This window comes from Labilibaculum sp., from assembly GCF_041595635.1.
Classification (GTDB): Bacteria; Bacteroidota; Bacteroidia; order Bacteroidales; family Marinifilaceae; genus Labilibaculum.
This window is the reverse complement of the sequence record NZ_JBFHJW010000009.1, coordinates 1-14,747: the sequence shown is the minus strand read 5'-3', so window position 1 is coordinate 14,747 and position 14,747 is coordinate 1. Positions and strand designations below refer to the sequence as shown.

Here is a 14,747-nt window from a genome sequence, read left to right as displayed (position 1 = left end):
CTATCTCTATTTTTTTATTATTTCAAATAAAAATTTTAACTGCTCCTTTATTTTGACCTCAAAATCAGCCTTATCCTTACTGTTTGTAATATTATAATTCATTAAAGCCTCAACGATATGGTTAATGTTTTTAGGATTCACATGATCTCTTAATAAATTTTTACTACATCCCTTTTCAATAAATGCAATTATTAATTCATGTTGAATATTAATTTTCTCATCAATCATTTTTGATATTTGCGGATACTCTGTTCTAATACTCATCGAATTGGCAATCACATACTCATCAATTCCATTTGCAATCTGATCCGTCAAATTATCAAGCAATGTGTAATAATCAACATCCTGCTTCATAAACTCTCTGGAATTCTCTGTATATGAATTGAATGTCTCCTCATAACATTTGTACAATAGATCTTCCTTACTACCTATTATTTTATAGAGTGTTCTTTTAGACATTCCGCATTCTTTTGCCAGATCATCCATATTCCACCCCTTCACACCTCGTTTGAGTAAAATATTTTTAGTGCTTTCAAAAACAATTTTCTCTATATTCTCGTTTCCAAACTTCATAAGTAGTAAACTCTATGTATTATTTTAGTTTATTTGGCGCAAAAATAGGTTCGTAATTTTATCATTCCAAGTAATTTTCGAATTTTTTACATTATTTTATTCATCCTTGAACAAAAGCACTATCAATCATCCAAATCCCAAAGAATGATTCGCCAGAAACAGCTATCCCAGTAGCAATATGTTCCATTTTTAGTAAGAAATTGCTACTACAATAGCAATTCACATGCAAATTACCTATCTTTATATTCTAAATGGACAGTAGATATGGGAGAGTATGGAGATCAAAATTCACCTAAAGAAGTAATGATTCTTTTATCAAAAAAGATCATAACCTTAAGAAAACAGGAGAAGATGTCTCAGAAGAAATTATCAGAAAGATCTGGAGTAGCCTACGCTAGTATTCGGAAATTCGAGTCGACAGGTATTATTTCTCTTGAATCACTCCTAAAGATCTGTGAGGTTCTGCATCGTCTGACAGACTTTGAATCAATATTGCTACCCAACGATATAAAACAGAAAAAAGACCTATTTGATTATTGATTATGGCGACAAGTAAACTTAACGTGTACATCCAATTTTCTGAACAGGAAGAATTAGTAGGTCAGCTGATTATAGATGGTCGGAGAATATTGTTTAAATATAGTGATGCTTATTTAAAATCGGGAGCGAATCTATCGCCCAATCAATTAATATTTGACGATAATCCTCAGACGACTAAAGAAAAACCATTCAGTGGTCTATTTGGTGTATTCGCTGACTCTTTACCAGATGCCTGGGGATACTTGCTAATCAGGAAGCGTCTCAGTGCTGATCAAATTGCTATCGAATCTTTAAATGCCTTAGATCACCTAACTTTTGCCGGAAAAAATAGCCTGGGAGCACTACAGTACAAACCGAGTGTTGAGTCGAACCAAGAAGCGATAGAAATGAATCTAGATAAACTAAATAACAATATTTCTGATGTACTCAAAGGCGAAAGTAGTGTCGTAATTGATGAGATCTTCGGAAGAGGAGGAAGTCCTGGTGGAGCACGACCCAAAATTTATGCAGGATACAATCCAAAAACAGATTCTCTCATCAGTGGCATTGCAAATCTTCCAGAAGGATATGAACACTGGATTATTAAATTTGCAGCAAGTGAAGATTCTAGGGATATCGCCAATACGGAACTAGCCTATTCTAAAATGGCTGTAGATTCAGGAATTGAAATGTCTGAGTGTAGAGTGTTTAGCAGTGATGCTGGGAACAGCTATTTTGGAACCAAACGATTTGATAGGTCTGGGAATGATAAACTTCATATGCTCTCAGCTGCAGGACTTCTTCATGATGACTATGAACACAGCACTCTTGACTATGGGAATCTAATCTTCCAGGCAAAAAAGCTAACAAATAACGCGCAAGCGGCTGAACAAATGTTTCGTAGGGCTGTTTTTAATGTTCTGGCACATAACCGCGATGATCATTCTAAAAACTTTGCCTTCCTAATGGATGCTAAAGGAATATGGTCGCTTGCACCTGCATATGACTTGACATTCTCTTCATCTTCTCAGGGATTCCATAGTACAGCTTGCGCTAAAAACTATGTAGATCCGGGAAGGAAAGAATTACTGGAATTAGCAAATTTATTCTCGATCAACAAAGCAAATTTCATTATCGATGAGATAAAAGATATTATCGATGCCTGGAGAATGTATGCTAAATCATGTGGAGTTTCCAAAGCCTCAATAAAAACCATAGAAACAAGTTTGAAAACCATTAGATCAAGATTTTAGAAATGAGAAACTAATCATCCTGAGAACCATCTCCCTCTCAATTGAATAAGAATGTTTCATCAAACTTTCGCATCCTTAAAAGGGTTCCAACTTCAAAATTAATTTCGATTCCACCACCAGCCCCTTATTCGAAAACCAAGAAACGCTCTCTTTTACAATTATTTATTCAAGAATCTTGACTTCTTAGAACTCCACTTACTATGATTCTTTTTTGTTTGTTTTTAAAATCAATTAAAGGCAAATAAAACCAATACATGAATGCCAGAAGCAAAAAAAAGAAGCACCCAACAATTTGGGTACTTCTCCTCTTTAAATTCTACACTAAAAGCTACTATTTAATTTTTTGGTTTGGCATTTCTCCAACCCGCTTTTAATTGTTTAGCCAATTCTTCAATTGTCTTTTTGTATTTTGGATCTTCGGCTCTGTTTTTATTTTCCTGAGGATCTATTTCGTGATCGTACAATTCAGTTCGCAGATATTCACCTTTCTTGTCATCAACCCACTTGTACCATTCCACATAACGGAATTGGTCGGTTCTCATGGCATAACCCATTTGTTCGAATGGAATCGTCTTTGTACGTCCGTAGCGACCTAAAAGAAATTGACTGAATGCTGCAGATTTCCATTCCAAATCAGGATTCTCTAAAAGAGGGGCCACACTGGTACCTTGTAGGTAATCTGGAATCTTGATACCAGCCATATCACATAAAGTAGGATAGATATCAACAAACTCGGTAAGAGCATTAGTCTCCTTGCCTTTTGCTTTCACACCAGCACCGCTGAAAATCATTGGAACATGGGTATCAATTTCGTAGGTAGTTTGCTTGCACCAGCCGTTGTGTTCTCCTAGTTTCCATCCATGATCGCCCCAAAGAACAACCAAAGTATTTTCTGCTAATCCCAATTCATCTAAAGCCTTTAAAAGACGACCAATTTGAGCATCGGTATAAGTAACACTCGCATAGTAACCGTGTTTAATTTCTCTCTGGCGATCCTCATCCCAGGGCTCCTCACTTGGCAATGGCAAATCATGAGTATCGGAATATCCTCTCAATTCGGCTTCCCCATGGATAAGATATCCTGGCACGCCTTCGGGTACAAACTGATTTTCGGCCAAAGGAATTGAATCGCGATTGTACATATCCCAGTATTTCTTGGGTGCATTAAAAGGAAGGTGAGGACGGTAATATCCTACCGAAAGGAAGAATGGTTTTTCTTCTGATTTTAACCTTTTAAGAATCTCGATTGCTTCAGTTGTTTGTGCACCATCGTAATAGGCATCATCGTCGGCATCAGCAATTTCTGTTGCATTTGCTTTCACATACCAGTGTCCACATGGATCGATTCTTGATTTTCCTGCTGCTTTTAAAGCTTCAATTTTCTCTTTTTGAATCTTCAGATTTTCATCGTTTAAGTATACCGCATCTGGATCGAAAGGAAAGCCTGCAAGATGTTGTGGCACTTCCGACCAGGAAATCGTATCAGGATCGTTATTATGAAATGCTTTTCCCAAGCCTACCGTATGGTAACCATTTTGTTTAAAATATTGCGGTAAGGTAACCACATTGGGCATGGTTTTTCTAAACTCTGTTTGCAAATCCCACACCTTAATTGAATCGGGACGTAAACCGGTAAGTAAACTAGCACGAGAAGGGTTACAAACTGCTTCCTGACAATAGGTTCTGGTGAAAGTTACGCCCTGATCGGCCAATCGATCCATATTCGGAGTGATTACATAATCGCTTCCATAAGCACCAAATTCCGGGCGCAAATCATCTACCGGAATAAATAGAATATTGGGTTGTTTGGTTTTTCCATTTCCCTGATCTTTCGACGGAGATGCACAGCTAGATAGCAAAACTAAACTTGCTACCAGTAAATTCCAATGTACTCTGGTTCGTTTCATCTGTTTAGGTTTTTTTAGATTTTAAACTCGGATTATTTCCCCTTTTATTTAAAATATTCTTGTTTAAGTTGTTCGGAAAGAGAATCAACTAGTTCCTTGTATTTAGGATCATTAGCCAGATTTGTATTCTCCTGAGCATCATTTTCATGATCGAACAACTCGGTACGTAAATAGGCGCCTTTCGTACTATCCTGAGCGATCCATTTGTACCATTCCACATAACGATAACGATCGGTGCGCATAGCATATCCCATCTGTTCTTCATCGATGTTAGTAGTACGACGATCACGCCCAAGTAAAAACTGACTTAAAGCTACCTGATCCCATTCCTGATCAGGATCGGACAGCAAAGGAACCATACTTGTACCCTGTAAAGATTCCGGAATTTCAAGACCAGAAAGTTCACATAAGGTAGGATATACATCTACAAGCTCAGTCAATGCCTTCGATTTCCTGCCTTTGGCATTTACTCCTGCTCCACTAAAAATCATAGGTACCCGACAGTCGATTTCATAATTGCTTTTCTTCCCCCAACCATTGTGTTCTCCCAGTTTCCAACCATGGTCACCCAAAAGCACCACAATGGTATTTTCGCTCAATCCCAAGCTGTCTAAAGCATTAAGCAGCCTTCCAATTTGTGCATCGGTGTACGAAACACTGGCACAATAACCATGCTTAATCTCGCGCTGACGCTCTTCAGCCCAGGGACCATCAATGGGCAAAGGAAGGTCGGGACAATCGGTATAACTTTTGCGAAGTTCAGAATCACCATGAACCAAGAATGCAGGAGTCCCTTCGGGTACAAATTGATTTTCGGCCAATGGAATTTCATCACGTTTGTATAAATCCCAATATTTTTTTGGCGCATTAAAGGGCAAGTGTGGTCGGTAATATCCTACCGATAGGAAAAAAGGTTCATCCTGTTTTGCCAATCGTTCCATCACCTCAATTGCACGGGTTGTTTGCGCACCGTCGTAATATGCGTCATCTTCTACATCGGCTATTTCAGTCGCTTTTGCTTTCACATACCAATGACCTAACTGATCAATCTTTGATCTTCCGGCTGCTTTCAACCTCTCAATTTTTTCCTGTTGAATTTTGATATTTTCATCGGTTAAATAAACAGCATCCGGATCGAATGGGAAACCATCGAGATGCTCCGGAACTTCAGACCAGGAAATGGTATCGGGATCATTATTGTGGAAAGCTTTCCCAAAACCAACCGTGTGATAGCCATTTTCTTTAAAATACTGAGGAAGAGTAAGCACATCGGAAAGCGTATTTCTGAATTTAGTATGGTTGTCCCAAACACGCAGAGAATCTGGACGAAGCCCAGTCATAAAACTAGCTCGGGAAGGATTACAAACCGATTGCTGACAGTAGGCACGAGTGAAAGTAATCCCCTGTTTGGCCATTCGGTCGATGTTGGGAGTTAGGATATAATCGTTGCCATAAGCACCAAGTTCCGGGCGCAAATCGTCTACCGGAATAAATAGGATATTGGGTTGTACTATTTTTTCATCCTTACTTCCATCTTTTGATGAACAGGAAGTAAACAGTACCGCTCCTAAAAAAAAGAGCGGCAGTGTTCTAAACAGTTGAAATCGTTTCATATTTATTTCTGTTTATTGATTCATTTAATCTTGTTAATCCTGAAACTCGATCATATTCTTAGTTTGAACAGCACTAACAGTCTTCAAGTTTAACTGATTCAGCTTTTTATTCAGTTTTGGCAAATCAGATTCCAAAACATCAGTTAACTCATCAAGGTGCATTTTTAATTCTGCAGAAAGCTCGTCGTACACTTTCAAATAAGCTACCGTTGGTCTCATGTCACCTACTTCTAAATGACTTCTCAATCCGGTTAAACGGTCATTTAAACGAATTGGAAATGCGATTTTATCTTTTGGACTTTGATTTTTCAGCTGATAAAATTTATCGGCCACCGAAGTAAGATCTGCTAAAAATAAAGCCGCTTGCTTCTGAAGGCTTTTATTCGCAGACAATTCTAAACTATTTTCGATATCCGATTTTAATTTTCTGTAAAGGATTACCGCTTCGTTAGCTGCACTCTCACAAGTTCTGATCTTCACAGCCAAATCGAATTGTGCTTTCATATCCTCAACTGAAACATCAGTCAATCTAGGATCTTTTTCCACTTCGAATTTCACGCTTTGCGTTTGTCCGTTTACAGTTAAAACTGCAGAATAAGTTCCTGGAGTAGCCCACGGTCCTCTGTCTGGCTTACCACCTTCCAGAATAATATTTTCGAAACTTGTAGCGCCTTCGTAGCGAAGGTTCCAGTTTAATCTGAACATTCCTGAGTTCGTAAATTTTTCATCCACTACCTGAAGCACAAAATCGCCTTTATCATCCACAATATCGAGCTTTACCTGACTATCTTTTTCCTTAACAAAGAAGTCGATGGTTGCTGGAGTTGCTCTTCTGATTGCATTGGCCGGCGTAAACAAGTGAAATTGTTCCTTACTGATGTTTGCTTCGGAAAGCTGACGAAGCAGTTCAATATTTTGGATTTTCCAAAACGAGCGACCGTGCGTTGCAATAATAAGATCGTTTTGCTTAACCGCGATTCCCATTACGGGCGTAACCGGCAAATTATTCGAAAGACTTTGCCATTTGCTGCCTCCGTTGAAAGAAACATAAACGCCATTTTCTGTTCCCAAATAAACCAAGCCTTCTTTTACTGGATCTTCAGTAATAGAATGACCAAAATCATTTGGTTTAATTCCACTCACAATCTTAGTCCAGCTTTTTCCGTAATCTTCCGTTTTATATACATACGGATTTCGATCATCCATTTCGTATCTACGCGCTGTTGCGTAAGCTACTGCGGCATTATGATAAGATGCTTTTATTCCACTTACTTTACTATCTTTTGGTAAACCTTCAGGCGTTACATTCACCCATGTTTTACCGCCATCGCGCGTTAGGTTAATATATCCATCATCAGAACCTACCCAGATAACTTCTTTTTTAAGAGGAGAAGGCTCAATGCTATAAATAGTCGCATATATTTCAGGACCATCCTGATCAAAAACAATCGGACCACCTGAATCACCCATGGTTACTTCATCAGCGCGGGTAAGATCGGGACTAATTTTTTCCCAGGTCTTTCCTTCATCTTTTGATTTCCAAAGGTACTGCGAACCAACAAATAAAGCATCAGGTTCGGCACTTGATACAACAATCGGATAATTCCAATTCCAACGTTCCGGCATTACTTTAGCAGCTTCTCCCATAACAATTCTTGGGAAAGGTTGCACATCGGTAATCAGACCCGTATTTCTATCATATCGTTCTAAAGCATTTGTTTTTCCAGAATAAAAAATATTCAATTTCGTTGGATGTTGAACTACAAAACCATTCTCACCTCCGCCGGCAGCATACATCATTTCGCCTGGTGCTATTCTCATGTTTCTAAGGAAACCTCCATCAGAGGGAACAACTGCAGTAGAATTATCCTGCTGCCCCCCTGCTACGTGATAAGGAAAATCGTTGGTAACGCTCAAGCGATACATTTGAGCAGTTGCATAACGAAAACCCGTCCAGGTTTGACCGCCAGTTACAGAAACCACAGCTCCACCATCATTGGCATTAATCATACGTTTCGGATTTTCGGGGTCAATCCATAAATCATGATGATCGTTATGACTAGGTGGTAAATAGTGGAAAGTTTTTCCGCCATCTTCCGATTTAATCAATTTAAAGCTAAGAATATATACTAGGTCACGGTCAACCGGATCGGCCTGAATACGCAGGAAATAAAAGGCACGCTGCCACAAATCCCTATGATTATTAATTAATTCGAATGTTTCTCCACCATCATCGGAACGATACAAACCACCGTTCTCGGCTTCAATATTTACATAAACGCGATTGGAATCGGCACCAGAAACAGAAACCGTACTTTTTCCCCAAATACCTTTAGGTAAACCTGGTTTTCTGGTTAGTTCGGTCCAGGTATCTCCACCATCAACCGATTTGTATAAACCAGAACCTTCGCCACCACTCCAAAGAAGCCATGGCTTGCGATAAACCTCCCACATGGTTGCATACAACACATCAGGATTATTGGGATCCATAGACAAATCAATAGCACCTGTTTTATTATCCTTAAAAAGAACCTGTTCCCATGATTCACCACCATCTTTCGTTCGATAAATTCCTCTTTCTTTATTTTCACCAAAAGGATGACCAAGTGCTGCAACATATACACGATTGGGATCGGTAGGATGAATTCGAACACGACTTATGGTCTGTGTTTCTTCCAATCCTAAATGTTCCCAGGTTTCTCCTCCATCGGTAGTTTTATAAACTCCATCTCCCTGCAATACATTCTGGCGCAGCTGAGCTTCCCCCATTCCCATGTAAACAATATCAGGGTTAGACTGACAAACAGCAAGTGCACCAACTGAAGAACTGTTTATTTTTCCGTCGGTTACCGGATTCCAGGAATTTCCACCATCAACAGTTTTCCATAAACCACCACCGGTAGCACCAAAATAATATTCGTTTGGTCGTTTCGAACTACCAGCTGCAGCAATGGATCTACCTCCCCGCTTAGGTCCTATATTCGTCCATTCCAGATTTTTAAATAAATCAGAATTGATTTCCTCACTTGTATTTTGGGCATATAAAGACTGCGCTACAAAAAGAAAAATGAGTGGAATAAATATCCCACTCATTCTATGAGTAGCCTTCAGAACCTTATTCATTTTTGAAATATTGGTACTTTTCATACTAAGGCATTGTTTAACAATTAAAACTAATTTATGAAGATTAGATATTCTATTTTTTCTCAAAAAAACTACTTCAATTCGGGTACTATCCATTTTACAGGAGGAAGCTCCATATTCGTATCTATTCCTGAAGCATCTCCTGTTTCAAGAAATTTCAGTAGAGCCGTTTTAAATTCTTTTGAAACATCTATTCCTGCACTTAAAGAATCATGTGGGCCACGTTTTAGCGGAATAAAAGTTGCATTTTTAAAGTAAGGCACCAGCTCTTGTGCATTTTCCAAAGGAGTACTTCTATCCCAGGTACCATGAATAATTACAATTGGAATCTCCGACTCGAAATTTTGGCGGAAATCATTTCCCAAATCGCTGTCCCAACAATCGCAGCCTTTAATGTAATTCCAATTCATTTTTCCGAGAATTTCATTGGCTGGATCGGCTAACTGTTTCGCCAATCTCCCGGGAGTAATTCCAGAACCACAATCGAGCATAAAGTAACTTGCTGTTCTATATTTAGCCGTTCCTTTGTTGTATTTATCTACAATAGATTTGGCAGCTTCATCAAATTCTCCATTATAAAGTTTGATAATATCTGCCGGCCATGCTGTATAGTCGTTTGAATAACCTCTCGCTAATTTTTTAGCCACGTGCTCATCAATAAGTACTTTTTGAACTTTATTAGTAGCAGGATTTGTTACTTCTACGGTAAAAGGTTTTTCTTTTGCACGCTTGATAATTGTTTTTACAGCAGCCACTAAACCACCTTCCGGAATTAAGCCTTTCAATTCTTCCGCTTCTTCGGCTTCTTCGGCCATTCTTTTAAAAACGTTCCATGCGTAACCAGGATCATCGTAGGTATGGTCTGGACCTTCGCAACCTGTAAACACAACACGCGAAATTATTTCCGGATGTTCACGCATTAGCGTAAACCCCCAATGCGAACCAAAACTTCCGCCCGCCAGCGAAATTTTATCGTAGCCCAATGCTTTTCGAACGTCGTTAATATCTTCGGCAGCTTCTAAGACAGTAAAGCCTTTTAAATCTACCCCAAAATCTTCCCAAACCTGACGTTCTTTTGTAAGCAATTCTTTTAGGTGTGCAACGGCTTTTTCCTCATTGTACGCTTCGTCTGGCGCTGTTTTGTAATCGTTTTTATTTACAATAGTTTTTGGCATTGAAGTACCAATTCCTCGTTGACTAACAATTACAACATCAGACACATCTAACAGGTAACCGTATTTTTTCTGAAAAGCATCCAGCGATGTTAACCGAGATGGCACGCCTTGAAAACTTGGCCCACCATGAAGAAAGAAAATTGGTGGCGTTTCCGGATTTGCTTTTTCATTACGCTGGAAACGATAAACATCAAGGCCAATCACATCCGTATTTTTATTCGAACGATTTAAGGGAACAAACATCGTTGCTCTTTCCGCAGTCAGTAATTCACCATCGGGCAACAACATTCTTTCCGGAAAAATAAACATTGTACCTGCTTTAGGTGCAGGCGCAACTGCAGTGTGTATGGTAAGGTTTTGAGCTTTACTTACAGCCCCCAAACAAAATACCAATCCAATTAATAGTGCTATTTTTTTTGAAATCATAATGATTTGTTTTTTTACTGTTCTGTTCTTCTTTACAAGCTTTTATTTACTCCGGTACCACCCATTTTACCTTTGGTAATTCCATATGGTCTTTTAAATCTGAACTATCGCCACATTCGGCAAATTTCAAAAGCGCCTTTTTAAATTCAGCAGAATAGAGGTAGGCAGCTCTTATGGCGCCATGCGGTCCGCGTTTTAGGTGAACAAACTTCAGGTTCCTAAAATATGGCATCAGTTCCAGGGCATTTTCGTAGGGTGTACTTCTGTCCCAGGTTCCCTGAACAATTACAGTTGGAATTTCGGTTTCAAAATTTGTACGGAATTCGTTACCCAAATCGCTATCCCAGCAAGGGCAGGCATTTCTATAGTCCCATTCGTATTCAAGCACCCTGGTTGCCGGATCGGCCAAATGTTCCTTTAAACGTTCCGGAGTAATTCCTGAGCCACAATCGAGCATGTAATAGCTGGCCGTTAAGGGGCGGGAATTTTGCTTGTAGGCTTTTTCAATAATTTTTAGTGCCGCTTTTGAAAAATCACCATTATACATGGTAATGATATCTGCCGGCCAAGTAGCTTCACTTCTACTGGTATACCCTCTGGAAAACTGCTTCGCCCAATGCTCATCAATTAGTACCTTCTCTGTTTTTCCGGTATATTGATTTTCAACCTCAACTGTTACCGGGTTTTCACTTAGTCTTTTTACAATGGTTTCGGCGGCAGCAATCAGTCCTCCTTCAGGAATCAAACCTTTTAATTCTGACGAATTTTCGGCTTCTTCGGCTATTCTTTTGTAAGCATTCCAGGTGTGTCCGGGATGATCGTAAGTGTGGTCAACTCCTTCCATTCCTCTTAAAATGGCCCGCTCAATAATTTCGGGATGTTGACGCATAAGTGTCATTCCCCAGTGCGAACCAAAACTACCACCCCACAAAGTAATCTTATCGTAACCCAATGCTTTTCTTACGTCATTTATATCTTCGGCAGCTTCTAGCACTGTGAACCCTTTTAAATCAATACCAAAGTCTTCCCAAACTTTTCGTTCACTTGTAAGTTTTTTCTGTAGTGCTTCTATTTCAGCTTCTTCGTTATAGGCTTTATCAAAGGTTGTAGAAGGTTTTTTGCTTTCAATAATAGTGGTTGGTTTCGAAGTCCCAATTCCACGCTGACTCACAACTACAACATCGGCCACATCGGTCATAAATTGCCAGTACTTCTCAAAAGTTCCCGGCACACTAAATGCGGATTCAAGTCCCTGGAAAGCAGGTCCACCATGAAGAAAAAATATAGGAGGAGTATCAGGATTTGCTTTTTCGGAAGCTTTAAAACGATAAACATCCAATGAAATAACATCGCTGTTTTTTTCCGAACGATTGATGGGAACGAACATGCTAGCTCTTTCAGCATTAAAAAAACTACCATCTTCCAGAAGAATTCTCTCCGGAAAAATAAATATGCTTCCAGCTTCAGGAGCTGATGCTTTTGCTGTATGAAATGTGGTCTTTTGAGAAAATACTAAAGTACTACTACTAAAGATTAGGATAATACATAACATATATTTTACTTGGTGCATTCTCTCTACATTTAGGTGATTATATAAACAACACGCCCCTAGTTATCAACTCAGGAGCGCATCTTTAATCTTGTATTATTTTTCGGGGATAACCCACTTTAACTTAGGAAGCTCCATTTCGTCATCCAAACCAGAACTATCACCACTTTCGGCAAATTTCAAAATTCCTGCTTTAAATTCTTCTGAATAATCATAAGCGGCTCGAATTGCTCCATGAGGTCCTCGTTTTAAGGTAACAAACTTTAAATCTTTAAAGTAAGGTGCTAACTCAAGAGCATTCTCATAGGGAGTACTTCTGTCCCAAGTACCCTGAACAATTAAAGTAGGAATATTTGTCTCAAAATTTGTTCTGAATTCATCCCCATTATCACTTTCCCAACAAGGACAACCATTTCTATATCCCCAACCTGTTTCAAGAACTTTATTAGCAGGATCTGCCATATATTCTTTTAGTCGTTCCGCGGTAATTCCAGAACCACAATCTAGCATATAGTAACTTGCAGTTTTAAAACTACGTCCACTATTATTATATTTTTTCACCGCTTTTTCAGCAGCTTTTGTAAAATCTCCATTATACATGGTGATAATATCCGATGGCCATGCTTCTAAGCTATTTGAATATCCACGAGAAAGTTGTTTAGCCGAATGTCCATCAAATAAAACTTTTTGCATTTTATTGGTAACAGGATTTTTAACTTTTACAGTTACAGGATTTTCAGTAAGACGTTCTACGATAATTTCTACCGCTCTAATAAGTCCACATTCAGGAATGTATCCTTTTAGCTCTTCAGAACTTTCTGCTTCTTTAGCCATACGTTTGTACACATTCCATGTGTGTCCAGGGTGATCATAGGTATGATCTACCCCTTCCATACCTCTTAAGATGGCTCTCTCGATGATTTCAGGATGTGAACGCATTAATGTCATTCCCCAATGCGATCCGAAACTTCCGCCCCAAATCGTAATTTTATCATAGCCAAAAGCTTTTCTCACGTCATTAATATCTTCATCCGCTTCAAATACAGTAAATCCGTTAAGGTCAACCCCTAGGTCTTCCCATGTTTTTCTTCCCTTGGTAAGCATAGTTTGAAGTTGCTCAACTGCCTCTTCTTCATTGTAAGCCTTATCAGGAGATAAAGCCGGAATTTTATTCTCGATTAGGGTTGTTGGTTTTGATGGACCAATTCCACGTTGACTTACCACAACAACATCGGCAACATCTAGCATGAACTTCCATCTTTTTTCAAAAAAACCAGGTTCGTCCAGCATATCTTCTAATCCTAGAAAATTAGGCCCTCCATGAAGAAAAAATATAGGTGGAGTATTCGGATCTGCTTTTTCAGTTGCTTTAAAACGATATACATCTAATGATATTACATCACTATTTTCAACAGATCGATTAAGAGGCACAAACATGCTTGCTCGTTCGGCATTATAAAAATCCCCATTTTCTAAATGGATCCGCTCCGGATAAATAAACATAGTTCCAGCTTCAGGAGCTGGGGCTTTTGAAGTGTGAAATGATGTTTTTTGTGCATGAGATATGCAACTAATACCAAGTATCAGCATCAAAAACAATATTTGTTTTTTCATTTTATGAATTATTTTTTGATTTATACTTTTACTTTCTCTTTTTTCACTTCGTCGAGATAGCTATAAACAGTAACTTTCGAGATATTCATTAATTCGGCAACCATGTCAATGGAGCCTTTTATCTGAAAAACACCTTTTTCTTTCATGAATTGAATAAGGGAAATTTTCCCTTTTCTCTTCAGACACTTGATGTCTGCATTTCCTATAATTCGCTTAATTAATTGGTTAGTTGTATCCGTAACACTTTCGTAAGCATCTGGTTTTGATTCTCTTTCGATAGTTGCCGCGGTTAACTTAAAATCATTAATAAAGGTCTGAATGGATTCCATCATTGAGATATCGTAATTGATGCACAAAGCTCCAATAACATAATTTTTATCGTCTCTAATAAATGCGGTAGAAGCTTTAATTTTCCTTCCATCGGCTGTATCTGTTTCATAATTTGAAAGATAATCATCCTTAAAATCTTTTGATGATAAGACTATACTCAAGAGATGATCGAAAGGCTGTCCTACTTTACGCCCAGTAACATGTCCATTAACCACATAAACCACTGATTTTTGAGGGATGGACAAATCGTGAAGAATAACTTCACAATTATTCCCAAAACTAGATCCGATCATATTTGCAACTGAGACATATGGCTTTAAAGCAGGGTTTATTTCTTGTTCTTTCATAATTATGTGTTTCTGTACCTATAAATTCATTATTAATTTGTAAGAATATACTTCGTTAAAATTCGTTGTTTTAGTTGAGAAGGTTAAATTATCTATGAATTTAACAAAATCCTGACAGCAAAAATAACAAACTAATTTATAAGGGATGAAAAAGCCCCACCCAGTGGGCAGGGCTTTTATCTTTACTAACTATTTACAGCTTTTAATAGCCATCATTTTGCACCATATTATCATTAACTTCCATCTCATCTTCACCAATAGCCAAAATGAATCCATTATTTGGATAATCAATTGAGT

The 14,747-nt window shown here is 38.5% G+C and carries 10 protein-coding genes; 2 read left to right on the top strand and 8 right to left on the bottom strand.

The features are described from left to right. Positions 1–6: 6 nt before the first annotated feature. The gene (locus ABYT26_RS04310) at positions 7–573 is read right to left on the bottom strand and encodes a TetR/AcrR family transcriptional regulator (protein WP_372751669.1); all 567 of its coding nucleotides are present in this window, start codon (positions 571–573) and stop codon (positions 7–9) included. A gap of 264 nt (positions 574–837) precedes the next feature. Here ABYT26_RS04310 and ABYT26_RS04305 point away from each other — a divergent pair, with 264 nt between their 5' ends. Then, on the top strand, positions 838–1,113 hold the full coding sequence (locus ABYT26_RS04305) for a helix-turn-helix domain-containing protein (RefSeq protein ID WP_372751668.1): 276 nt from the start codon (positions 838–840) through the stop codon (positions 1,111–1,113). Positions 1,114–1,115: 2 nt separating this feature from the next. Then, a complete protein-coding gene (locus tag ABYT26_RS04300) occupies positions 1,116–2,345 on the top strand; it encodes a type II toxin-antitoxin system HipA family toxin (protein ID WP_372751667.1) in 1,230 nt (409 codons plus the stop codon). A 335-nt stretch (positions 2,346–2,680) separates the two neighbouring features. Here ABYT26_RS04300 and ABYT26_RS04295 read toward each other — a convergent pair whose 3' ends face one another. The 7 genes from ABYT26_RS04295 to ABYT26_RS04265 form a co-directional block, all read right to left on the bottom strand. Next, positions 2,681–4,252: a sulfatase gene (locus ABYT26_RS04295; protein WP_372751666.1), complete on the bottom strand. Its 1,572-nt coding sequence runs from the start codon at positions 4,250–4,252 to the stop codon at positions 2,681–2,683. A gap of 44 nt (positions 4,253–4,296) precedes the next feature. Next, a complete protein-coding gene (locus ABYT26_RS04290; RefSeq protein WP_372751665.1) occupies positions 4,297–5,865 on the bottom strand; it encodes a sulfatase in 1,569 nt (522 codons plus the stop codon). Between the two features lie 33 nt (positions 5,866–5,898). Beyond that, positions 5,899–9,012 carry a WD40/YVTN/BNR-like repeat-containing protein gene (locus ABYT26_RS04285; protein ID WP_372751664.1) on the bottom strand — a complete coding sequence of 1,038 codons (3,114 nt, stop codon included), beginning with the start codon at positions 9,010–9,012 and terminating at the stop codon, positions 5,899–5,901. A 68-nt stretch (positions 9,013–9,080) separates the two neighbouring features. After that, positions 9,081–10,610, bottom strand: coding sequence for an alpha/beta fold hydrolase (locus ABYT26_RS04280; protein WP_372751663.1), 1,530 nt, complete (start codon positions 10,608–10,610; stop codon positions 9,081–9,083). Between the two features lie 46 nt (positions 10,611–10,656). Next, a complete protein-coding gene (locus ABYT26_RS04275) occupies positions 10,657–12,180 on the bottom strand; it encodes an alpha/beta hydrolase (RefSeq protein ID WP_372751662.1) in 1,524 nt (507 codons plus the stop codon). A gap of 75 nt (positions 12,181–12,255) precedes the next feature. Next, positions 12,256–13,773: an alpha/beta hydrolase gene (locus ABYT26_RS04270; RefSeq protein ID WP_372751661.1), complete on the bottom strand. Its 1,518-nt coding sequence runs from the start codon at positions 13,771–13,773 to the stop codon at positions 12,256–12,258. A 20-nt stretch (positions 13,774–13,793) separates the two neighbouring features. Continuing rightward, complete coding sequence (locus ABYT26_RS04265; protein WP_372751660.1) at positions 13,794–14,450, bottom strand: transcriptional regulator; 657 nt, start codon at positions 14,448–14,450, stop codon at positions 13,794–13,796. Positions 14,451–14,747 lie beyond the last annotated feature (297 nt).